The organism is Streptomyces sp. NBC_00989 (assembly GCF_045162655.1).
Lineage (GTDB): Bacteria > Actinomycetota > Actinomycetes > Streptomycetales > Streptomycetaceae > Streptomyces.
The window spans coordinates 5,511,671-5,532,908 of the sequence record NZ_CP108728.1 but is presented as its reverse complement, the minus strand read 5'-3'; the positions used below and the strand labels follow the sequence as shown (position 1 = coordinate 5,532,908).

The window sequence follows — 21,238 nt, the reverse complement described above, 5'->3', positions numbered from 1 at the left end:
CGGACAGAAGGAGGGACGTCGAGGATGAGCACCAAGGACTTCATCGAGAAGGACTACTACAAGGTCCTCGGCGTCCCCAAGGACGCCACCGAGGCCGAGATCAAGAAGGCGTACCGGAAGCTCGCCCGCGAGTTCCACCCGGACGCCAACAAGGGCAACGCCAAGGCCGAGGAGCGCTTCAAGGAGATCTCCGAGGCCAACGACATCCTCGGTGACCCCAAGAAGCGCAAGGAGTACGACGAGGCCCGCTCCCTCTTCGGCAACGGCGGCTACCGCCCGGGGCCGGGCGGCGCGGGCGGCGGCAACTTCAACTTCGACCTGGGCGACCTCTTCGGAGGCGGCGCGCAGGGCGGTGGAGCCGGGGGTGCCGGCGGTTTCGGCGGCGGGATCGGTGACGTCTTCGGCGGCCTGTTCAACCGTGGCGGCACGGGCACGACCCGTACGCAGCCCAGGCGCGGCCAGGACATCGAGTCCGAGGTCACGCTCAGCTTCACGGAGGCCATCGAAGGGGCCACGGTGCCGCTGCGGATGTCCTCGCAGCAGCCCTGCAAGGCCTGTTCGGGCACCGGCGACAAGAACGGCACACCGCGCGTGTGCCCGACCTGCGTCGGCACCGGCCAGGTGGCGCGCGGCTCCGGCGGCGGTTTCTCGCTCACGGACCCGTGCCCGGACTGCAAGGGCCGGGGCCTGATCGCCGAGCACCCGTGCATCGAGTGCAAGGGCAGCGGGCGCGCCAAGTCCTCGCGGACCATGCAGGTCCGGATCCCCGCGGGGGTCACGGACGGCCAGCGCATCCGGCTGCGCGGCAAGGGCGCACCGGGTGAACGGGGCGGTCCCGCAGGGGACTTGTACGTCATGGTGCACGTCGACGCGCACCCCGTGTTCGGCCGCAAGGAGGACAACCTCACGGTGACGGTCCCGGTGACCTTCACCGAGGCGGCACTGGGCGGCGAGGTCAGGGTGCCCACCCTGGGCGGGCCGCCGGTGACGCTGAAGCTGCCCCCGGGCACGCCCAACGGGCGGACGATGCGGGCCCGCGGCAAGGGCGCCTTCCGCAAGGACGGCACCCGGGGTGATCTCCTCGTGACCGTCGAGGTGAGTGTCCCGAAGGACGTCACGGGGAATGCTCGTGACGCACTGGAGGCGTATCGAGAGGCGACCGCGGGCGAGGACCCGCGGGCGGAGCTGTTCCAGGCCGCGAAGGGAGCATGAGAGTGATGGACGGCCGTCGACGCAATCCGTATGAACTGACCGAGGAGACCCCGGTCTACGTGATCTCGGTGGCGGCCCAGCTCTCCGGCCTGCACCCGCAGACGCTGCGCCAGTACGACCGTCTCGGCCTGGTCTCCCCGGACCGCACGGCCGGGCGCGGCCGGCGCTACTCGGCCCGCGACATCGAACTGCTGCGCACCGTCCAGCAGTTGTCGCAGACCGAGGGCATCAACCTGGCCGGCATCAAGCGCATCATCGAGCTGGAGAACCAGGTGGTCGCGCTCCAGCAGCGCGTCGCGGAACTCCAGTCGGCGGTCGAGGGCGCGGCGGCGACGATGCAGCAGCGCGAGGCCGCGGTGCACGCGTCGTACCGGCGCGACCTGGTGCCGTACCAGGAGGTCCAGCAGACCAGCGCGCTGGTGGTGTGGCGGCCGAAGCGGCAGCAGTCCTCGGACTGACGTCCACTCACTCGCGGAAGGGGCCCGGAGGTTCAACCTCCGGGCCCCTTCCGTGTGCTGGGGATGTTCAGGGCGCCAGGGCCACCCAGGCGTCGCCGGGGGCGGATTCGGTGCCGTCGGTGTGGAGGGCGGTCACCCAGTAGAAGTGGGTGGTGCCGGCGGCGGCCGTGGTGTCGGTGTACGACGTGCCGGTGACCGGGTCGGCGGTCAGGGGTTCGTACGCGGCGGTGGCCGGGTTCCAGCGGTACACCCGGTACCCGGTGATGTCGTCCCCGTAGTACGAGCTGGACAGGTCCCAGGTGAGATCGACTGCCGTCGAGCCGTCGGCGGCCCGGGCGTCGACGCTGACCAGCCAGTCCGAGGGGGTCTCCACGGTGGGCCGCAGGTCGTACTCGGTGACGGTGGTGGACACCATGGTGTCGGCCGACGTGTAGTTGGAGTTGCCAGAGGTGTCCACGGCGTCCACGAAGTACGTGTGGCTCTCGCCGTCCTGGAGATTCGCCGAGTCGACGATCCGGCTGGTTCCCGCTTTGACCGTGCCCACGTGCGTGTACTGGGTGCCGTCGTCCACCGTGCTGAGCCGGAACACGTTGTACTCGGCGAGGTCGGCGGCCGGGCTGTCGTCCCAGTCCAGGACCGTGCCGTACTCGGTGGCGGTGGCCGTGAACCCGGTGACGAGCGGCGGCGCGGTGGCGTCGCCGTAGCCGTGGGAGACGGTCTGCGAGGGGGCCGACTCCCGCCCGAGCGCGTCGACGGTCGTCACCCAGTACACGTAGAACCCGTCGCTCGGGCTCGGGACGACCGTGGTGTCGGTGCAGCTGTAGGTGTGGCGGGTGCCGTAGGCGGTGTCGGTGAGCGTCGGGGCGCAGGGCACCACCTGGGAGTCGACGACGTCGAACGTGCCGGTCGCGTTGTCGAAGCGGTGCTCGTCGCGGTGGACCCGGAACTCGGCCGGCGCGTACGGCGACACGTCCCAGGCCAGATCGATGCCGCCGCCGTCCTCCGGCCGGTTCTCCGTCTTCCAGAAGTAGGGCACGGCGAGTGGCCGGGCGTGGGAGACCACCGCCGAGTACCCGGTGTTTCCCGCCGGGTCGGTCGCCGCGACCTTGTAGTAGGAGGTCTCCCCGTACGGGGCGGTGGCATCGGTCGCCGAGTTGCTCAGATTGCGCGCGGCCACCGTGAACGGCCCGCCGGGTGCGTCGGATCTCAGCAACTGGTACGTCAGCGACCCCTCACCGGACATCCACGAGAGGCCCACCCCGTCCAGGGCGCTGTCGCCGTAGACGGTCAGATCCGTGACGGTCGGCGCCAGCCGGTCCGCTGTGGTGACGAGTTGGTCGGCACTGCCCGCGGACTCCAGGCCGGCCTTGTCCACGGCCCGCACCTCGTAGTAGTGCGCGTGACCGGAGGCCACGAGGGACTCCGCGAACGACGTACCCGTCAGCAGGCTGGTGCCGCTGACCCGATGCCAGTCGGTGTATCCCTTCGCCCGCCGGTAGACGCGATACCCGGCGAGGTCCATCTCCTTGTTCTTGGACCAGGTCAGCTTGGCCTTGCCGGCGGCCGAGTCGTACGCCACCGAAGCCCCCGTCGGGGCCAGCGGTTTCACCTTGTCGACGGTGGCCGAGGTGCGGGGTGTGTAGGCGAACTTGACGGTCGCCTTGCCGGTCCAGTTGGCGTAGTCGACGCGGAGGGTGTGCTTGCCCTTGGGGATGGTGACGTTGACGGTTTGCCTGACCGTCGAGGAGACGTTCTTCCAGAGGCTGATCTTGCGGACGCCGTCGAGGTAGACGCGGATGCCGTCCTGCGCGGAGCCAGTGAGGGCGAAGGGGCCGCCGGAGCCGAAGTCCCGGGTCACGCTCCAGCGGACGCCGAAGTTGTCCTTGGGGAGGCCGGAGGCGGGGGCGCCGCTCCAGGTCTGGTCGATCGCGTTGTCGCAGTCGGTCTTCTTCGCCGTACCGGAGAAGGCGGTGTTCGCGAAGAACTGCCGCTTGAAGACCGGGGAGGCGCAGGTCGTGGCGGCGGAGGCCGGGGCCGCGGTGGCGGCGAGGAGCCCGCCCGCGGTGGTGAGCACGACGGCGCCGGCTGCGGCGGCGGTCGTGCGTCTCGCTGGGTTCATTCGGTCCTTCGAGTCCTGATCGTCCAAGCGTCAATGGAAGGTAAAGGACGCTGTTGACGATCAGGACCCGCGAAGGACGGGCTTGGTTGTACGGGATGTGCGGTCGAGGTCGGAGACCTGCTCCGCTACTCCACCGTCACCCCTCTACAGGCGGCGTGGGTCTCGTCCTGGTGGCGAAGGTGTGGCCGTCGTTCTCGGACTCGTTGCCGTGGGCGTCGGAGGCGGTCACGGCGTAGATGTAGGTGAGGCCGGCGATACCGGTGAGGTCGGCGAACGAGGTCTCGGTGGTGCTGCCGATCTTCTCCCAGGGCCAGGACACCGATCCGAAGTACTCGATGGACACCCGGTACACGTTGTAGGTCGTCCCCGAGACCCCGGTCGAGGCCCAGGACAGCGCCACTCCGCTGTAACTGCCGCTGCCGGTGAGGCCGATCGGTGCCGGCACGGGGAGGGGGGCGACGGTGGCCGACCGGGCGGAGGTGTGTCCCGCCCTGTCGACGGCGACGACGTAGTAGTCCCTGGTGTCACCGGCCGCCAGGTACGCCGAGGTGTACGAGGCGGTGGTGAGCGGTGCGGCGCCGCTCACCAGGGTCCAGGTGCCGTCGACGTCGCGATACACCTGGTAGCCCTTGACGTCGGTCTCGGGGCTCGGGTGCCAGGTGAGGGTGGTGACCCCGGTGAACCCGGAGTGTCCGCCCACGACACCGGTCACCCGGGCGGGGGCCGCGTCGACCGTCGTGACGGGCTTGTCCGCGGTGCCCGTGGACTCGTTGCCCGCCTTGTCGTGGGCGCGGACCTCGTAGTAGTAGGTGTCGCCGGTCGCGGGCGGGGTGTCCGTGTAGGTGGTGGAGGTGGTCGTCGCGAGCGGCTCGGTGCCGAACGAGGTGCCCTTCAGGCGCCGGTAGACCCGGTACCCGGTGAGGTCCATCTCCTTGTTCTTCGACCAGGTGAGCTTGGCCTTGCCGGTCGCGGAGGAGTAGGAGACGGCGGTGCCCGTCGGGGTGAGCGGCCGGACCTTGTCGACGGTCGCCGAGGTCCGGGGCGTGTACGTGAACTTGACCTTGGCGGCGCCCGTCCAGTTGACGTAGTCGATCCGCAGGGTGTGTTTGCCCTTGGGGATCGTCACGTTGGCCGTCTTGGCCACGGTCCTGGAGGTGTTCTTCCACAGGTCGATCTTGCGGGCGCCGTCGAGGTAGACGCGGATGCCGTCGAGCCCGGAGGCGGCCAGGGCGAAGGGGCCGCCGGAGCCGAAGTCCCGGGTCACGCTCCAGCGGACGCCGAAGTTGTCCTTCGGGAGGCCCGAGGCGGGGGCGCCGGTCCAGCTCTGGTCGATCGCGTTGTCGCAGTCCGTCTTCTTCGGGGTGCCCGTGAAGGTGGTGTTCGCGAAGAACTGCCGTTTGTGGACCGGCGAGGCGCAACTGACAGCGGCGGACGCGGAACTCGTCGCGCCGGCGAGCAGGCTTCCCGCGACGGAGAGCACGACGGCGACGGCCGTCGTGTGTCTGGCTGGGTTCATGCGTACCCCTGTCGGATCGATCGCGTCGGCACACGGCCGCTGATGATCACGACTTGTGAAGAAGGGAGTTGGTTGTGCTTATCTTTGCCCGTTGATGAACTCCCCTTGAGTGGAGGGTCCGTAAAGAGCGTTTGGATGGGGTTCCGCAACGTCTCCACATACCAAACGGAACGTGGCGTTGCCATCTCGTTAAGTAGTTCCGCTTGACGCCGGTGGTCGCGGCCGCGTTGGCTTTTCAGTCACCTGGGTTGCAATGCTGCACCCACGTCCGCACGGCACCAGAAGTGAGCTCCCAATGCGTCGTATCGCCATATCCGTGGCCGCGTCCTCGCTGGCCCTCCCCCTGGCCGCCTGTGGCGTGCTCAACTCGTCGGGGAGCAGCACGGACGCGACTCCGGCGAAGGGCAACGACATCACGGTGGGCGTCCTCATGCCCGAGAAGACGAACACGCGGTACGCGGAGTTCGACTTCCCGATCATGAAGGCGAAGATCCAGGAACTCACCTCGAACAAGGGCAAGGCCGACTACGAGAACGCCGGCGGCGTCGCGGCCACGCAGGACAAGCAGATGCAGAAGATGATCGACGAGAAGGTCGACATCATCGTGCTCGACGCCGTCGACTCGCACGCCATCCGGACCATGGTGAAGAAGGCCAAGACCGCCGGCATCCCGGTCATCGCCTACGACCGGCTGGCCGAGGGCCCGATCGACGCGTACGTCTCCTTCGACGGCGAGCTGGTCGGCGAGGTGCAGGGCCGCTCCCTGGTCGAGGCGCTGGGCAGCAACGTGGACACCTCCGACAAGATCGTCATGATCAACGGCTCGCCGACCGACCCGAACGCCGCGGTGTTCAAGGGCGGGGCGCTGTCCGAGTTGCAGGGCAAGGTGACGATCGCCGAGAGCTACAACACCAAGGCCTGGGACCCGGTCGTCGCCCAGCAGGAGATGACCGAGGCGATCGGCAAGCTCGGCAAGAACAACATCGCCGCGGTGTACTCCGCCAACGACGCGATGGCCGGCGGCATCATCAAGGCCCTGAAGGCGTCGGGCCTGACGAAGATCCCGCCCGTCACCGGCCAGGACGCCGAACTCACCGCCGTGCAGCGGATCGTCACCGGCGAGCAGTACATGAGTGTCTACAAGCCGTACCCCGACCTCGCCGAGGCCGCCGCGAAGATCGCGGTCGCCAAGGTCCAGGGCAGGGACATCGAGTTCGACGCCCTCACCCGTGACACGGTCGACAGCCCCACGAACAAGAAGATCCCCTCGCAGCTGGTGTCCGTGGTCGCGCTGACGAAGGACAACATCAAGTCGACGGTGGTGGCGGACGGCATCTACAAGGTCTCCGACATCTGCACGTCCGACTACAAGTCCGCGTGCTCGGTCATCGGCCTGAAGTAACCCGCCCGCCCCGTACGGGAGTTCACGCCACGCGTGTGAACTCCACCGTCACCTCGGGCGGTCCGCCCGCCACTCCCCGGTAGATCCCCTTGTGCGGGGTCACGTCGTCGTAGTCGCGCCCCCGTCCCACCACCACATGGGACTCGTCGGGCCGGGTCCGGTTGGTGGGGTCGTAGCCGCACCAGTCGCCCGCCCAGTACTCGACCCAGGCATGGCTCTGGCCGGCCACCGGGCGGTGCAGCTCCGCCTCGCGCTCGGGGTGCAGGTAGCCGGAGACGTAGCGCGTGGGCAGGCCCAGGCCGCGCAGCAGGGCGATGGTCACGTGGGCGATGTCCTGGCAGACGCCGGCGCCCTGTTCCCAGGCCTCGGCGGCGGAGGTGTTCACACCGGTGACGCCGGGGAGGTACGCCACCCGGTCGGCGACCAGCGCCGAGACCGCCACCGCCGTCCCGTGCGGATCGAGTCCTGCGGCCGCCTTGCGCGCCTTCTTCAGCAGCTTCGGCGGGACCGTCGTACGGACCGTCGGGCCGATGAACTCCAACAGGCGTGAGTTCGTGGTCCGTTCGGTCACCTCCTGCCAGCCGGGGGAGGGGCCGAGCAGCTCCGGCGGGGACGTCTCGACCAGGCTCGACGCCGTGATCGTGAGGTCCGCGTGCGGGTCCATCAGGTCGAAGCCGGTGACCTGGGTGCCCCAGTAGTCCCAGTACGACCAGGTCGGCGTCGTCGGGTTGACGGTCACGCGCGCGTCCAGCGTGGTCTGGCCGGGGAGTGTCAGTGGTGTCATCCGGACCTCGTTGTGGGAGGACACGGCCGCCTGGGCGTACGACACGCGGGTGGTGTGGCGGATGCGAAGCCTACGGGTCATCTCAGGCTCCTTCCTGGGCCCACTCGACGGGCCCCTGGTACGGGAAGAACAACTCCGCTACCGCCTCCGCCGAGTCCATGCAGGCGTGCTGCAAGTCCTTGAGGAGGGCGGGCAGTTGCTCTTCCAAGGCGTGCGAGTCCAGGTATTCGAGACGGGTGCGCAGCCGGCCGATGGGACGCCGGGCCGGGTCCTGGCGCTGCCGGCCGAGCGCGGTCAGGCACTCCTCGGCCGTCGTCAGCGCGTGCAGCGCCGAACGCGGGAAGTCCCGGTCCAGCAGCAGGAATTCGGCCACGCGCGGGGTGTCGCCGAAACCGCCGTACACGCGCGCGTACGCCTCGTCGGCGCCGCTCGCGCTGAGCAGCGTCGGCCAGTCGGGCGCGTGCGCCGCGTCCAACACGCGTACCGACAGCAGCCGTACGGTCATGTCCACCCGCTCAAGGCTCCTGCCGAGGACGACGAAACGCCAGCTGTCGTCGCGGCTCATCGTGGAGTCCGCGAGGCCGAAGAACAACGCGGCGCGTCTGCGCACTAGTTCGAGATAGGCGTAGGGGCCCGTACGGCGGGCCGCGAGGCGTTGGTCGGCGAGGGCGTGCCAGGTGGAGTTGAGGCACTCCCACATCTCCGAGGAGACGGCTTCCCGGGCGCTGCGGGCGTTCAGCCGGGCGGCGCCGAGCGCGCCCTCGATGGAGCACGTCGAGCGCGCGTCGAAGGCGAGCTGGTCCAACACCTGCTGCATGTCGACGCGTTGACCGCCCGCGTCGACCCCGAGGATCGCGTACAGCGACCGGCAGGCCACGTCCTCGTCGCGCCAGGGATCCTCCAGCATGCGGTGGAGGTAGGCGTCGAGGATGCGTCCGGTGTTGTCGGCGCGCTCGACGTAACGGCCCGTCCACGTCAGGGCCTCGGCTATCCGGGAGAGGATCACGTCGTTCACTGCTGCGCCCCTTCCTGTACGACCATGGGGTTGCCGTCGGGGCCGAGTTGACGGGGTGCCACCTCGGGCAGTCCGCCGTCCGGGGTGATCGGCCCGGGCTGTTCGGCGGGGCCCTCCGCGAGCACCCAGGTGTCCTTGGAGCCGCCGCCCTGGCTGGAGTTGACGATCAGGTTGCCCTCCTGGAGGGCGACGCGGGTGAGGCCGCCGGGCAGCACCCAGACGTCGGTGCCGTCGTTCACGGCGAACGGGCGCAGGTCGATGTGGCGCGGTGCCATGCGTTCACCCGCGAGGGTGGGGGAGGTGGACAGGGCGACGGGGCGCTGGGCGATCCAGCCGCGCGGGTCGGCGGCGACGGCTTTGCGAGTGCGTTCGAGGGTCTTCGCGTCGGCCTTGGGCCCGATGACGATGCCTATGCCCCCGGCGCCGTCGACGGGCTTCACGACCAGTTGGTCGATCTGGTCGAGGACCGCCTCCAACTGGCCAGGCTCGTCGGGCCGGTAGGACTCCACGTTGGGGAGAATCGGTTCCTCGGAGAGGTAGTAGCGGATGAGGTCGGGGACGTAGGTGTAGAGGAGCTTGTCGTCTGCGATCCCGTTGCCGACCGCGTTCGCGAGTGTGACGTTCCCGGCCTGGGCGGCGTTCATGATGCCCGGGCAGCCGATCACCGAGTCGGGGCGGAAGTGCAGCGGGTCGAGGAAGTCGTCGTCGAGCCGCCGGTATACGACATGGACGGGCACCTCGCCGCGTGTGGTCCGCATCCACACCCGGTTGTTGCGGCACGTGAGGTCGTGCCCCACCACCAACTGCACGCCCATCAGCCGCGCGAGCAGGGCGTGTTCGAAGTAGGCGGCGTTCCCCGGCCCCGGAGTGAGGACCACGACCCGGGGGTCCTGGGTGCCCGCGGGCGCGGCGGCCCGCAGCGCGGCGAGCAGCTTCTGCGCGTACCCGTCGACGGGGACCACGTGCTGCTCGGCGAAGAGCGAGGGGAAGATCCGCGTCATGGCTCTGCGGTTCTCGATGACGTACGAAACCCCGCTGGGGACCCGCACGTTGTCCTCCAGCACCCGGAAGTCGCCGGCCTCGTCGCGCACGAGGTCGATGCCGGCGACATGGATGCGCACCCCGCCCGGTGGCTCGACCCCTTGTGCGGCCCGATGGAAATGAGCCGAGTTGAGGAGCAGCCGCCAGGGCACGACACCGTCCTCGAAGGCGCGGCAGTGCGCGTAGGCGTCGGAGAGATAGGCCTCCAGGGCCCGCACCCGCTGCGCCACCCCGCGCTGGATGAGATCCCACTCCAGCGCGTCGATGATCCGGGGCACCAGGTCCAGTGGCCAGGGCCGTTCCTCGCCCGCGAAGGCGTAGGTCACGCCGCGGTCGGTGAACGCGCGGGCCATCTGGTCCGCGCGGAAGCGCAGTTCACTCGGCTCGATGGGCTGGAGTGCCGCCAGTACCGGCTCGTAGGCGGTTCTGACCTCACCCGGCCGCACAAACATCTCGTCCCACGCATCGGCCAATGCGTATGCGTCAAATATGTCCGCCATGAGGGGACGTTAAGTGCGATACGTAACACGACGATCTCTGAGTGATTTCCGGCAGCTCACGCGGAAAGTGATACGACGAGGGACTCGGTGCTACTGGCCGGACACCCCCCAGCTTGTTGCAAGGTGAGGCGCGGAGGCCGGGAGATAGTGGGTGATATCGGCGGTTTTCGGGGCCCGTTCGAGGGGCAGCCGTGTTGCGGAGCAGGACCGGTCCGCGCATAGTTGCGCTGCAAAGAGCCGGGAACCGGGGGTGGGATGGGCGATGGCCGGGCACGGGACGGACGAGCATCCACACGGTGCTGACCGACTCTGCGACGCCGGGGACCGCGTGTACTCCCGGGCCGTACGGCGGGGCCGCGTACCGCGCACGGACGCCGAACCGGTGCCGTGCCTGCTGGAGCTGGCCCTCCTCCACCCCGACCCCGACGACATGGCCTGGCTGGTGCCGACCGCCCCGCAGGAGGTCATGACCCGGCTGCTGCGCGGGGTCTACGACGAGGTCAGCGAGAGCCACCGGCGGGTGGGTTCGGCGGTGGCCGCCTTCGAGTGGTACGCCGGTCTCGGCCGCCGTATCCAGGCGTCCGCGATGGCGTCGGCCTCGGCGTCGCTGGAGGGCGGCGCCGCGATCCGCGTCCTCGACGGCCTCTCCCGCATCCAGGCGGCGATGGACGACGCGACCGAGGCCTGCACCGGCGAGGTCCTCACCATCCAGCCCGGCGGCATCCGCCGCGAGCCGGAACTCACGGAGGGCCTGCACCGGGCGCTGGCGCTGCGCTCGCGCGGGGTACGGATGCGCGATCTGTACACCCACGTGGCCCGGCACGGCCAAGGCCTGCTGACCTACCTGGAGTTGATGGGCGAGGCGGTGGAGGCGAGGACGCTCGACGAGGTCGTCGACCGCCTGATCCTCTTCGACCGCACGGTCGCCTTCATCCCCGCCAACGCCGACCACACGATGGCCCTGGAGCTGCGCCACCCCGCGCTGATCGAGTACTTCGTCACGGTCTTCGACCGCCTGTGGCGCCTGGCGATCCCCGTCGGCGCCCCCTTGCCGGACACCGGCATCGAGGGCATCTCCCACCGCGAACAGTCCATCGCCGCCCTCCTCGCGGACGGCCACCAGGACGCGGTGATCGCGGAACGGCTCGGCATAAGCGTGCGGACGTGCCGCGCCCACATCGCCCGGCTGTCGGAGACGCTGGGCGCGGCCAGCCGTACCCAACTGGGCGTCCGCATAGCGCAAGTGGGTCTGGACGGCGCCTCGGCGCGGCTGCCGGACGTCCCCGTGCAGCTCACCCCGGCGGATCGAGAATCGCCGACTGCCCGATGAGGTAGCCGAGTTGGGCCCTGCTCTCGCTGCCGAGGGTGGCGGCGAGCTTGGCTATGTGGACGCGGGCGGTACGGATGTTCAAGCCCAGGCGGTCGGCGATCACCGCGTCGGTGTGGCCCTCGACGAGCAGGCTCGCGATGGCGCGCTGGCGTGGACTGACCCCGTTCAGCGAGGGGCGTTCGACCGTGTCGGGGAACATCGGGGTGGCGAGGTGCCAGAGCCGGTCGAAGACCGTGGCGCAGAAGGCGACCAGGGAGGGGTGGCGGACCTCCAGCGCGAGGGTGCGGTCCTCGTTGGCGGGCAGGAAGGCGACCGTGCGGTCGACGACGATGAGGCGGTCCGGGATCTCGTCCAGGGTGCGCGCCGCGACATCGCCGCGGAGCCGCTCGTGGCGCGCGAGGACGGACGGCGCGTGGCGCAGGGTGTGCTGGTAGAGCGTGCGCAGCCGGCCGCCCCGGTCCAGCAGGGCCTGGTCGCGGGCCAGCGCCTCGGCGTGGAACTCGGGGGCCGTATAAGAGGTGTGCGTGATGTGCGGCTGGATGGTGAGGACCTCGCCCGAGGAGGCGGCCATGGCCTGGGTGATGGCGGAGCCGATGCGGTCGAGCCCGCTGAGGACCTCGACCGTCGGGACGCGTTCCGTTCCCGGGCCGTGGCCGGCGATGCGCATCAGCGGTTCGAAGACGGCCTCCAGACGGTCTTCGAGCCGCCGCTCGTCCGCGATGCGCTCCGCCGACTTCCGCAGCAGCCGGTGGAGCACCGAACCGGGTGCGACCGGGCGCAGCCAGCGGGGATCCTCCACGTCGGGGTGGAGCAGCCCGAGACCGACCAGGCAGCGTGTGCCCTCCGAGTCCCCGGCCGGGACGTGCCCCTCGCGCAGCGCGTGGACGTACAGGCCCTGCCCCTCCGCACACAGCTCCGCCACCCCGTGTGTGTGCGCCCCGGTCACGGCCCGCTGTCTCCCTCCTGCGTCGGCTGGTCCTGCTGCAGGATGCCCGACTGGGCTATGAGGAAGCCGAGCTGGGCGCGGCTGCCGCTGCCCAGGGCCGTGGCGAGCTTGGCGATGTGGGCCCGGCAGGTCCGTACGTTCATGCCCAGCCGGCGGGCGATCGCCTCGTCGACGTGGCCCTCGACGAGGAGCTTGGCGATGGAGTGCTGGATGTCCGTGATGCCGTCGGGGGCGGTCTCGTAGGGGCTGCCGGCGCTCAGCGGGACCGCGCGGCTCCACATGAACTCGAAGACCTTGATCAGGTAGCTCACGAGCCCCGGGTGGCGCAGCTCCAGCGCGACCTGCCGGTCGTCCCGGATGGGGATGAAGGCGACGGTCTCGTCACAGATGACGAGGCGCTCGACCAGCTCGTCGATGGTGCGGTACTCCACCTTGCCGTTGGCGAACTGGTCCACGTAGGCCAGCCGCTCCGGGATGAACCGGGCGGTGTGCTGGTAGAGCGTCCGGATCCGCACGCCGCGGTCGGTCAGGGTCTTGTCGCGCTCCAGGCCCTCCATGATCCGGCGTTCGGGATGGCGGACACTGGGCTGGACCGTCAGTACCTCGTTGCGGCACTGGTCCGTGGCCAGGTCGAGGGCGCCGTTGATGCGGTCGAGGCCCTCCAGCACGGTGATCGAGTGCTCCGGGGCCGAGCCCTGGGCGGTGAGCGTCATGAAGGGCTCGAAGACCTCGGCCAGCTCCATGGACGTGCGTCTGCGCTCGGAGATCTCGCGTTCGAGCGGGTTCAGCCGCAGGGACAGCGCCACCGAGGGAGGCACCGGCCGGAGCCAGTTCTCGTCGTCCGGATCGGCGTGCAGGAGGGCGAACTCCATGAGGCAGGGAGCGTCCTCCACGTCCACGCGGGCTACGCGCCCCGTGCGTAGTGCGTTGGCGTATACGCGCCTTCCTTCCTCACACAGTTCAGCGATCGTGTGGGGATGTGTCGCTTCTGTCGGATTTGTCGTCAAATCTCCACCCCCCAGGGTCCTGAACATGCAGGAACATGATGCACTCATTGTGTGGTCATGACGTGCCTGAATGAGCCATCGTCTTATCAGACGGGGGAAGAGGGGACCTTCAAGTGAGGACGAAGCCGACTATGCGTAAGAGAATGCTTCGCTCGGTGCTTGTCGCCGCCTTCTCCGCCGTTGTGGCCTTCGGAACGCTGAGTGGCCTTTCTGGTGCGAAGAGCGACATACGGGCGGGGGACACCCAGTGGTCATCGGTGCAAGCCGACGCGGCTCTCGACGACGTCGTGGCCACGCCGGGCGACACCCAATGGTCTTGACATGACGACGCCTCCCGACGACCGCAGCTTCCGCCGAGAAATGGCCACGGCCTACCGCTCCGGCTGGCACTTCATCGACCTGGCCACCGCCATCCCCCACAGCGGTGACTCGCTCATGGTGACCGTGTTCGGTGAGCCGGTCGTCGTGACGCGGGACGAGGACGAGGACGTACGGGCGTACCGGTGTCTGCGGCGGCCTCGGGGGGCGCCGCAGCCAGTGCGATGTGCCATTCGGTACGGAATGATCTTTGTGAATCTTGACCAGCGAGACCACCGGCTGGTGGAAACGGATGCCCCCGACGTCCAGACCATCTCAGCCACCCCCCGCAGTGCCTGACGCGATTCCCCCGTCGTAAAAAGATCGCTCAGGTGCTTCCCCCCGCAGCGGCGTCACCGTGACCTGAACACGGTGACGCCGCTGCAGTTTGTGCGAAATGTCTGGGTATGGGCCCCACGTCAGTGGCTGGAACTGATCGCTTCAGCCCTTCCTGATCGCCTTCCCCATCGCCCGCGTGAGCTCGATCTCGATCACCGCCCGGGACGGGTTCGGCGACGGCGTCCGCCCGTAACGCTCCGCGTATCGGCGCTCCGCCTCCGCGACCCGGTCGCGTTCGAGGCGTACGAAGGCCCGGCCCTCCAGCGTCGCCCAGCGCCGCCCGTCCACCTGGCACACGGCGACCCGTGCCCCCTCGGGTCCGGCGGCCAGGATGTTCGTCACCTTCGTGCTCGACTTGTTCGCGATGACCCGAGCGAGGCGCGCCTCCGGGTCGTATGTCACTCCGACAGGAACGACGTGCGGGGTGCCGTCGGGACGGAGGGTGGTGAGGGTGCACAGGTGCCGTTCCTGCCAGAAGGTGAGGTACGACGGGTCGGGATCGCCCGGGTCCAGCGGATATGCGGCCATGGTCCCGGAACTTAGTCCCTCGATCCTCCCCGCCACTGCCTTGAGTGGAATAGACTCAACTTTGTGCACGTTGACCGTGTCATTCCGTGCACGAAGGTCGTAGGAGGAGGAGTACCGGAACGTGGACGCCGAGCTGACCAACAGGAGCCGGGACGCGATCAACGCGGCCAGCAACCGTGCCGTGACCGGGGGGCATGCCGACCTGACCCCGGCGCATCTGCTGCTCTCCCTGCTCGAGGGGCAGGACAACGAGAACATCACCGACCTGCTGGCCGCCGTCGACGCGGATCAGGCCGCCGTACGGTCCGGGGCCGAGCGGGTGCTCGCTTCGCTGCCGAGCGTGACCGGGTCGACCGTCGCGCCGCCGCAGCCCAACCGCGAGCTGCTGGCCGTGATCGCGGACGCCGGCCAGCGGGCCAAGGAGCTCGGCGACGACTACCTCTCGACCGAGCACCTGCTGATCGGTATCGCCGCGAAGGGCGGCGCGGCCGGGGACGTACTCTCCCGGCAGGGGGCCGGCGCGAAGAAGCTGCTGGACGCGTTCCAGAAGAGCAGGGGAGGGCGCCGGGTGACCACACCCGACCCCGAGGGGCAGTACAAGGCGCTGGAGAAGTTCGGTACGGACTTCACGGCCGCCGCGCGCGAGGGCAAGCTCGACCCGGTCATCGGGCGGGACCAGGAGATCCGGCGGGTCGTCCAGGTGCTCTCCCGCCGCACGAAGAACAACCCCGTGCTGATCGGCGAGCCCGGCGTCGGCAAGACCGCCGTCGTCGAGGGGCTGGCGCAGCGGATCATCAAGGGGGACGTGCCGGAGTCCCTCAAGAACAAGCGGCTGGTCGCGCTGGACCTCGGCGCGATGGTCGCGGGCGCGAAGTACCGCGGCGAGTTCGAGGAGCGGCTCAAGACCGTCCTCGCCGAGATCAAGGACTCCGACGGCCAGATCATCACGTTCATCGACGAGCTGCACACCGTCGTGGGCGCCGGTGCCGGAGGCGACTCCGCGATGGACGCCGGCAACATGCTGAAGCCGATGCTCGCCCGCGGCGAACTGCGCATGGTCGGCGCGACGACCCTCGACGAATACCGCGAACGCATCGAGAAGGACCCGGCGTTGGAGCGCCGCTTCCAGCAGGTGCTGGTCGCCGAGCCGAGCGTCGAGGACACGATCGCGATCCTGCGTGGCCTGAAGGGCCGCTACGAGGCACACCACAAGGTCGTCATCGCGGACAGCGCGCTGGTCGCCGCCGCAACCCTCTCCGACCGCTACATCACCTCCCGTTTCCTCCCCGACAAGGCGATCGACCTCGTCGACGAGGCGGCCTCCCGCCTGCGCATGGAGATCGACTCCTCCCCGGTCGAGATCGACGAACTCCAGCGCTCCGTCGACCGGTTGAAGATGGAGGAGCTGGCCCTCGACAAGGAGACGGACGCCGCCTCCATCGAGCGGCTGGAGAAGCTGCGCCGCGACCTCGCCGACCGCGAGGAGGAGCTGCGCGGCCTCAACGCCCGCTGGGAGAAGGAGAAGCAGTCCCTCAACCGGGTCGGCGAGCTGAAGGAGAAGCTCGACGAACTGCGCGGCCAGGCCGAACGCGCCCAGCGCGACGGCGACTTCGACACCGCGTCCAAGCTGCTCTACGGCGAGATCCCTTCCCTGGAGCGGGACTTGGAGGAGGCCTCCCAGGCTGAGGAAGAAGCCTCCAAGGACACGATGGTGAAGGAGGAGGTCGGCCCCGACGACATCGCGGACGTCGTCGGCTCCTGGACGGGCATTCCCGCGGGCCGCCTCCTGGAGGGCGAGACGCAGAAACTCCTGCGCATGGAGGAGGAGTTGGGCCGCAGGCTCATCGGCCAGCGGGAAGCCGTAGGAGCGGTCTCGGACGCCGTACGGCGCACCCGCGCCGGCATCGCCGACCCCGACCGCCCCACCGGTTCCTTCCTCTTCCTCGGCCCGACGGGCGTGGGAAAGACCGAACTGGCCAAAGCCCTGGCCGACTTCCTCTTCGACGACGAGCGGGCGATGGTCCGCATCGACATGTCGGAGTACGGCGAGAAGCACAGCGTGGCCCGACTCGTGGGCGCCCCGCCCGGATACGTCGGCTACGAAGAGGGCGGTCAGCTCACGGAGGCGGTGCGCAGGCGGCCGTACTCGGTGATCCTGCTCGACGAGGTCGAGAAGGCGCACCCGGAGGTCTTCGACGTACTGCTCCAGGTGCTGGACGACGGGCGGTTGACGGACGGTCAGGGCCGGACGGTCGACTTCCGCAACACCATCCTGATTCTCACCTCGAACCTGGGCAGCAACTTCCTGATCGACCCGCTCACCGGCGAGGAGGAGAAGAAGGCGCAGGTCCTCCAGGTGGTCCGGGCGTCCTTCAAGCCGGAGTTCCTGAACCGGCTGGACGACCTGGTCGTCTTCTCCGCCCTGGACAGGGAGGAGCTGGGCCGTATCGCCGCCCTCCAGATCGGCCGCCTGGCCAAGCGCCTCGCGGAGCGCCGCCTCACCCTGGAGATCAGCGACGAGGCCCTGACCTGGCTCGCGGACAACGGCAACGATCCGGCGTACGGCGCGCGACCGCTGCGGCGGCTCGTCCAGACGGCGATCGGCGACCGGCTCGCCAAGGAGATCCTGGCGGGCGAGGTCAAGGACGGGGACACGGTACGGGTGGACGCGTTCGGGGAGGGGCTGATCGTGGGGCCGGCGACGGGCAAGACGTTGTGACGCCCGGCATTCAGGTCATGACGTCAGGCGCTCAGTAGGAACTCGCGTCGAAGGTGACGAGGGCGGTGTCCCCTGCGGACCCGCCCTCGTAGCGCACGCTCACCGTCACGTCGTAGGCGCCGGTCGTGTGCGGGTCGTGGACGGTGCGGACGCACAGCTCGCCGTCGTCCTCGCAGGAGATGCCCACACCGTCCGGGAACGACTCGGTCAGCCATCCCCGTAGCGTCGCGCGCGGCATGCGGAAACTGCCGTCGTACGCCTGGCCTCCCCAGGTGTACGAGGTGCAGTGCGCGTCCCGGGTGTCCTCGGGCAGCGCGGCGCCGGAGAAGTCCATGGCCTCGGCGCAGCCGACCCTGGCGACGGTGTCGGGAGGGTCGTCACCGGAGGAGGCGCGGAGCATCCCCTGTACGAACGACCAGCCCGCCCACACCACGAAGACCAGGCACATCCACCACAACCCCCACGGCAGCCACCGCATCCCCCTCCGCATGTGCATGACCGTATCCGGTCAGCCCGTGGCGGACAGCCCCTTCAGGGGTTGCCACCCCCCTCCCCGGATGGGGGAGGATGGCGGAATCCGTACGAAGGGAAATACACGGTGAGCATCGACCCGTCCTCGATTCCGAACTTCGGGGGCCAGCCCGAGCCGAACCCCCAAGGACCGGCGGGCCCCGTCGTCCCGGATCAGGACCTCGTGAAGCAGCTCCTCGAACAGATGGAGCTGAAGTATGTCGTCGACGACGAGGGTGACCTCGCGGCGCCGTGGGAGCAGTTCCGTACGTACTTCATGTTCCGTGGTGAGGACGACCAGCTCGTCTTCTCGGTACGGACGTTCTACGACCGTCCCCACGAGATCGACTCCAAGCCGCAGCTGCTGGAGTCCATCGACGACTGGAACCGGCGCACCCTGTGGCCCAAGGTCTACAGCCACACCCACGACGACGGCACCGTCCGTCTCATCGGTGAGGCGCAGATGCTGGTCGGCACCGGCGTCGACCTGAACCACTTCGTCTCCTCGACGGTCAGCTGGGTGCGCGCCGCCATCGAGTTCGACCGCTGGCTGGTCGAGCAGCTCGGCCTCACGGAGGAAGTCGACGAGGCCGTCGAGAAGCCTGAGGACGACGAGGAGTAGTCCTCCTCGGTCCCGCACGACCTGCGCGAACGTACCGACGGCGCCCGTCCACAGCCTGTGGACGGGCGCCGTCGTCATGTCCGCTCAGCCGGCCAGCTTCTTCAGCCGCCCCACCGCTTCCTCCAGCACACCCACCTTCTTGCAGAACGCGAACCGCACGAAGGGCGCGCCCGCGTCCCGGTGGTCGTAGAAGACCGCGTTCGGGATGGCGACGACCCCGGCGAGTTCGGGCAGGGCGCGGCAGAAGGCGAAGCCGTCGCCGTTCTGGGACAGGGCCGCGCCGAGGGGGCGGATGTCGGTGGTGACGAAGTAGGTGCCGGCCGGGCGGAAGACCTCGAAGCCCGCCTCCGCCAGGCCCGTCGCCAGGAAGTCCCGCTTGGCCAGCATGTCCGCGCGGAAGGCGTCGAAGTAGGAGTCGGGGAGGGCCAGCGCCTCCGCCACCGCGTACTGGAACGGGCCCGACGCCACATACGTCAGGAACTGCTTCGCCGACCGCACGGCCGTGACGAGGGCGGGGGTGCCCGTCACCCAGCCGACCTTCCACCCCGTGAACGAGAACGTCTTGCCCGCCGAACCGATCGACACCGTCCGCTCCCGCATCCCCGGGAAGGTGGCGAGCGGGATGTGCTCGGCCTCGTCGAACACCAGGTGCTCGTACACCTCGTCCGTGATCACCAACAGATCGCGTTCCACGGCGAGTTCGGCGATGGCGGCGAGTTCCTCGCGGGTGAGGACGGTGCCGGTCGGGTTGTGCGGGGTGTTGACGAGGAGGAGGCGGGTGCGGTCGGTGACGGCGGCGCGCAGCTCGTCCAGGTCCAGGCGGAAGCTGCCGTCGGCGGGGCGGAGCGTGACCGGTACGCGGGTGCCGCCCGCCATCGCGATGCAGGCGGCGTAGGAGTCGTAGTACGGCTCCAGGGCGATGACCTCGTCGCCGGGTTCGACCAGGGCGAGGAGTGCGGCGGCGATGGCCTCCGTGGCGCCCGCCGTGACCAGGACCTCGGCGTCGGGGTCGTAGGAGAGGCCGTAGCGGCGCTGCTGGTGGGCGGCGATCGCGGTGCGGAGTTCGGGGACGCCGGGGCCCGGCGGGTACTGGTTGCCGCGTCCGTCGCGCAGTGCGCGGACCGCCGCCTCGCGGATCTCCTCGGGGCCGTCCGTGTCGGGGAAACCCTGGCCGAGGTTGATCGACCCGGTCTTCAGGGCCAGGGCGGACATCTCGGCGAAGATCGTCGTTCCGAACTCGGCGAGCCGGCGGTTGAGGAGGGGGCGTGCGGTGGAGGTCATGCCCGCCATCCTGCGCTCAAGCTCTGGAGTTCCTCAACTCTGCTTTGGCAGGTGAGACGGCCGGGCATCCCTGCTTCACGCACCAACCGGGGCGCCCACGGGGGGCCGCTTCGGGGGAACTGGAAGGAGGGTGACGTCATGTTCTTCTTCGTCATCCTGGCGGTCGTCGCAGTCGCTTTCATCGCGGCGATCGTCCGCGCGGGGCGCAAGAGCAGGATCAGCAAGGGCTCGGGCCGTCGGACCGGGTTCTACGGCGGGAGCGCCGCCGGTACGAGCAGCAGCTGGTGGGCCGGGGACGGGGGTTCGTCGTCCTCGGGCGGCGGGCACTCCGGGGGACACCACGGGGGTCACCACTCCTGCGGAGGCGGCGGGCACTCGTCCTGCGGGGGCGGCTCGTCGTGCGGCGGGGGGTCGTCCTGCGGGGGTGGGGGCGGCTGCGGCGGGGGCAGCTGAGCCGGACGCGGTGACCGGACGGGCCGGATGCGGGGACAGCTGACACGGGGCAGCTGAGCGCCGCGAAGGAATCGAACGGGCGCTGCGAACGGGATCGAAAGGCATCGAAAAGTATCGGACGGGGGGTCGTGGCGCCCGTCGGGAGCCCGCTCCCGGCGGGCGCTCCGGCGCGCGCCTGACACGCCTGGGCGTACGCCTTGGTTGAACAGTTGAGCTGTGCAGCCCCCTGAGGGATGGAAACCCCACGAAGTTGGGTAAAAACGCTGTGGTGGCGCCACCGCTCATGATTCCCTCTAAATCACCAACGCAGCCCCAACGCAACCCCTCGGGCGCCTGCAGACACCTTCTCCTCACTGGGCTGACCGGGCCGATGTCCCGGTGTCGGCCGGGGTGTGCCGGACCCCCACACCTCCCCTTACCTCCCCTTTCTTTGCGTGCTAGCGGAGCCGATCCATGCTCACGACCCTGAAGACCTCCTACACCGATACGCGCGCGGCCGACCTCGCCTGGACCCTGGGGCGCGAGCCGCTTCCCGCCCTGGCCACGCTCGATCTCGAACTGGCCGGTGCGAAGCTCCAGTTGAGACTGCTCGGCGCGTCCCACCAGGTACTCCTGGACGAGGAGCGGGGCTGCTGTTCGGAGACGGTCGCGTGCATCCCGGGTTCCAGCACGCCGTTGCCGCTCGGGGTGGCCAAGCGGGTCGGCGACTGGGAGTACGAGTTCGCGGCCCGGGTCGAGGTGCTGTCCCCGGGGCAGTTCGCGGGCCGCGCCCAGGAACTGCTCGCCCTCGTTGCCGACCATCCCAACGGCCTGGCCGGGGTCTTCCCCGGCAGCCCGCACGCCTTCACCGCGATGCTCGCCCAGCGGCACGAGGGCCAGGTGCACTGGCGCACCTGGCACGCGTATCCGCAGGACGGGCAGCTGGTGGCGACGCGGACGCGGGTGGGGGTGCGGGTGCCGGTGGGGCACGCCCTGCCGTCGCCCGTATGACCCGTAGGGGCCACATGCCCGAGCTGTGCGGCCGACACCGACCCCGGTCGCCGTAAACACATTCCACACGTGTGGGTGACGAAGCGTGCCCATCATGTGACGTAACGTC

At 69.5% G+C, this 21,238-nt stretch carries 19 protein-coding genes; 9 read left to right on the top strand and 10 right to left on the bottom strand.

Annotated elements, in window-relative coordinates:
- The first annotated feature begins 24 nt into the window (after window positions 1-24).
- Window positions 25-1,212 carry a molecular chaperone DnaJ gene (gene dnaJ, locus OG714_RS24195; RefSeq protein ID WP_406123986.1) on the top strand — a complete coding sequence of 396 codons (1,188 nt, stop codon included), beginning with the start codon at window positions 25-27 and terminating at the stop codon, window positions 1,210-1,212.
- 5 nt (window positions 1,213-1,217) lie between these two features.
- Window positions 1,218-1,670 carry a heat shock protein transcriptional repressor HspR gene (locus OG714_RS24190; RefSeq protein WP_033284884.1) on the top strand — a complete coding sequence of 151 codons (453 nt, stop codon included), beginning with the start codon at window positions 1,218-1,220 and terminating at the stop codon, window positions 1,668-1,670.
- A 67-nt stretch (window positions 1,671-1,737) separates the two neighbouring features.
- Here OG714_RS24190 and OG714_RS24185 read toward each other — a convergent pair whose 3' ends face one another.
- Complete coding sequence (locus OG714_RS24185; protein ID WP_406123985.1) at window positions 1,738-3,789, bottom strand: PA14 domain-containing protein; 2,052 nt, start codon at window positions 3,787-3,789, stop codon at window positions 1,738-1,740.
- A 136-nt stretch (window positions 3,790-3,925) separates the two neighbouring features.
- A complete protein-coding gene (locus tag OG714_RS24180) occupies window positions 3,926-5,305 on the bottom strand; it encodes a fibronectin type III domain-containing protein (RefSeq protein ID WP_406123983.1) in 1,380 nt (459 codons plus the stop codon).
- A gap of 295 nt (window positions 5,306-5,600) precedes the next feature.
- On the opposite strand from OG714_RS24180, the gene OG714_RS24175 reads away from it, so the two are divergent.
- The gene (locus tag OG714_RS24175; protein ID WP_406123982.1) at window positions 5,601-6,707 is read left to right on the top strand and encodes a sugar ABC transporter substrate-binding protein; all 1,107 of its coding nucleotides are present in this window, start codon (window positions 5,601-5,603) and stop codon (window positions 6,705-6,707) included.
- Between the two features lie 22 nt (window positions 6,708-6,729).
- Here the strand turns inward: OG714_RS24175 and OG714_RS24170 are convergent, their stop codons facing one another.
- From OG714_RS24170 to OG714_RS24160, 3 genes are read right to left on the bottom strand one after another with little or no spacing between them, the layout of a single operon-like run.
- Entirely contained in the window at window positions 6,730-7,572 is an 843-nt protein-coding gene (locus OG714_RS24170) for a transglutaminase domain-containing protein (protein ID WP_406123980.1), read from the bottom strand.
- A 1-nt stretch (window position 7,573) separates the two neighbouring features.
- The gene (locus OG714_RS24165; RefSeq protein WP_318017702.1) at window positions 7,574-8,506 is read right to left on the bottom strand and encodes an alpha-E domain-containing protein; all 933 of its coding nucleotides are present in this window, start codon (window positions 8,504-8,506) and stop codon (window positions 7,574-7,576) included.
- Complete coding sequence (locus OG714_RS24160) at window positions 8,503-10,047, bottom strand: circularly permuted type 2 ATP-grasp protein (protein ID WP_406123978.1); 1,545 nt, start codon at window positions 10,045-10,047, stop codon at window positions 8,503-8,505. Before OG714_RS24160 ends, OG714_RS24165 begins: the two co-directional genes overlap by 4 nt.
- 262 nt (window positions 10,048-10,309) lie before the next feature.
- On the opposite strand from OG714_RS24160, the gene OG714_RS24155 reads away from it, so the two are divergent.
- Window positions 10,310-11,377, top strand: a complete 1,068-nt coding sequence (locus tag OG714_RS24155; RefSeq protein WP_406123976.1) for a LuxR C-terminal-related transcriptional regulator — start codon at window positions 10,310-10,312, stop codon at window positions 11,375-11,377.
- Here OG714_RS24155 and OG714_RS24150 read toward each other — a convergent pair.
- Together OG714_RS24150 and OG714_RS24145 are read right to left on the bottom strand one after the other, a co-directional pair.
- A complete protein-coding gene (locus OG714_RS24150) occupies window positions 11,340-12,323 on the bottom strand; it encodes a LuxR C-terminal-related transcriptional regulator (protein ID WP_406123974.1) in 984 nt (327 codons plus the stop codon). The two genes, OG714_RS24155 and OG714_RS24150, sit on opposite strands and share 38 nt — an antisense overlap.
- A complete protein-coding gene (locus tag OG714_RS24145; protein ID WP_406123973.1) occupies window positions 12,320-13,357 on the bottom strand; it encodes a helix-turn-helix transcriptional regulator in 1,038 nt (345 codons plus the stop codon). Before OG714_RS24145 ends, OG714_RS24150 begins: the two co-directional genes overlap by 4 nt.
- 294 nt (window positions 13,358-13,651) lie before the next feature.
- Here OG714_RS24145 and OG714_RS24140 point away from each other — a divergent pair, with 294 nt between their 5' ends.
- Complete coding sequence (locus OG714_RS24140; RefSeq protein ID WP_026178811.1) at window positions 13,652-13,987, top strand: hypothetical protein; 336 nt, start codon at window positions 13,652-13,654, stop codon at window positions 13,985-13,987.
- Window positions 13,988-14,128: 141 nt separating this feature from the next.
- Here OG714_RS24140 and OG714_RS24135 read toward each other — a convergent pair whose 3' ends face one another.
- Entirely contained in the window at window positions 14,129-14,554 is a 426-nt protein-coding gene (locus OG714_RS24135) for a pyridoxamine 5'-phosphate oxidase family protein (RefSeq protein ID WP_406123971.1), read from the bottom strand.
- A gap of 121 nt (window positions 14,555-14,675) precedes the next feature.
- On the opposite strand from OG714_RS24135, the gene clpB reads away from it, so the two are divergent.
- On the top strand, window positions 14,676-17,273 hold the full coding sequence (clpB, locus tag OG714_RS24130) for an ATP-dependent chaperone ClpB (protein WP_406123969.1): 2,598 nt from the start codon (window positions 14,676-14,678) through the stop codon (window positions 17,271-17,273).
- 31 nt (window positions 17,274-17,304) lie between these two features.
- On the opposite strand, the gene OG714_RS24125 is transcribed toward clpB, so the two are convergent.
- Window positions 17,305-17,763, bottom strand: a complete 459-nt coding sequence (locus OG714_RS24125) for a hypothetical protein (RefSeq protein WP_406123967.1) — start codon at window positions 17,761-17,763, stop codon at window positions 17,305-17,307.
- A 108-nt stretch (window positions 17,764-17,871) separates the two neighbouring features.
- Here OG714_RS24125 and OG714_RS24120 point away from each other — a divergent pair, with 108 nt between their 5' ends.
- On the top strand, window positions 17,872-18,405 hold the full coding sequence (locus tag OG714_RS24120) for a YbjN domain-containing protein (protein WP_406123966.1): 534 nt from the start codon (window positions 17,872-17,874) through the stop codon (window positions 18,403-18,405).
- A gap of 84 nt (window positions 18,406-18,489) precedes the next feature.
- Here the strand turns inward: OG714_RS24120 and OG714_RS24115 are convergent, their stop codons facing one another.
- On the bottom strand, window positions 18,490-19,695 hold the full coding sequence (locus OG714_RS24115) for a pyridoxal phosphate-dependent aminotransferase (protein ID WP_406123964.1): 1,206 nt from the start codon (window positions 19,693-19,695) through the stop codon (window positions 18,490-18,492).
- A gap of 129 nt (window positions 19,696-19,824) precedes the next feature.
- On the opposite strand from OG714_RS24115, the gene OG714_RS24110 reads away from it, so the two are divergent.
- Complete coding sequence (locus OG714_RS24110; RefSeq protein WP_406123962.1) at window positions 19,825-20,139, top strand: hypothetical protein; 315 nt, start codon at window positions 19,825-19,827, stop codon at window positions 20,137-20,139.
- Window positions 20,140-20,592: 453 nt separating this feature from the next.
- Entirely contained in the window at window positions 20,593-21,129 is a 537-nt protein-coding gene (locus OG714_RS24105) for a DUF2617 family protein (RefSeq protein WP_406123960.1), read from the top strand.
- Window positions 21,130-21,238 lie beyond the last annotated feature (109 nt).

What these genes read in the sequence shown, in the direction of transcription:
- dnaJ (WP_406123986.1), top strand. Translation starts at nt 25, where the DNA reads ATGAGCACCAAGGACTTCATCGAGAAGGACTACTACAAGGTCCTCGGC.
- OG714_RS24190 (WP_033284884.1), top strand. Translation starts at nt 1,218, where the DNA reads ATGGACGGCCGTCGACGCAATCCGTATGAACTGACCGAGGAGACCCCG.
- OG714_RS24185 (WP_406123985.1), bottom strand. Translation starts at nt 3,789, where the DNA reads ATGAACCCAGCGAGACGCACGACCGCCGCCGCAGCCGGCGCCGTCGTG.
- OG714_RS24180 (WP_406123983.1), bottom strand. Translation starts at nt 5,305, where the DNA reads ATGAACCCAGCCAGACACACGACGGCCGTCGCCGTCGTGCTCTCCGTC.
- OG714_RS24175 (WP_406123982.1), top strand. Translation starts at nt 5,601, where the DNA reads ATGCGTCGTATCGCCATATCCGTGGCCGCGTCCTCGCTGGCCCTCCCC.
- OG714_RS24170 (WP_406123980.1), bottom strand. Translation starts at nt 7,572, where the DNA reads ATGACCCGTAGGCTTCGCATCCGCCACACCACCCGCGTGTCGTACGCC.
- OG714_RS24160 (WP_406123978.1), bottom strand. Translation starts at nt 10,047, where the DNA reads ATGGCGGACATATTTGACGCATACGCATTGGCCGATGCGTGGGACGAG.
- OG714_RS24155 (WP_406123976.1), top strand. Translation starts at nt 10,310, where the DNA reads ATGGCCGGGCACGGGACGGACGAGCATCCACACGGTGCTGACCGACTC.
- OG714_RS24145 (WP_406123973.1), bottom strand. Translation starts at nt 13,357, where the DNA reads ATGTTCAGGACCCTGGGGGGTGGAGATTTGACGACAAATCCGACAGAA.
- OG714_RS24140 (WP_026178811.1), top strand. Translation starts at nt 13,652, where the DNA reads ATGACGACGCCTCCCGACGACCGCAGCTTCCGCCGAGAAATGGCCACG.
- OG714_RS24135 (WP_406123971.1), bottom strand. Translation starts at nt 14,554, where the DNA reads ATGGCCGCATATCCGCTGGACCCGGGCGATCCCGACCCGTCGTACCTC.
- OG714_RS24125 (WP_406123967.1), bottom strand. Translation starts at nt 17,763, where the DNA reads ATGCGGAGGGGGATGCGGTGGCTGCCGTGGGGGTTGTGGTGGATGTGC.
- OG714_RS24115 (WP_406123964.1), bottom strand. Translation starts at nt 19,695, where the DNA reads ATGGCGGGCATGACCTCCACCGCACGCCCCCTCCTCAACCGCCGGCTC.
- OG714_RS24110 (WP_406123962.1), top strand. Translation starts at nt 19,825, where the DNA reads ATGTTCTTCTTCGTCATCCTGGCGGTCGTCGCAGTCGCTTTCATCGCG.
- OG714_RS24105 (WP_406123960.1), top strand. Translation starts at nt 20,593, where the DNA reads ATGCTCACGACCCTGAAGACCTCCTACACCGATACGCGCGCGGCCGAC.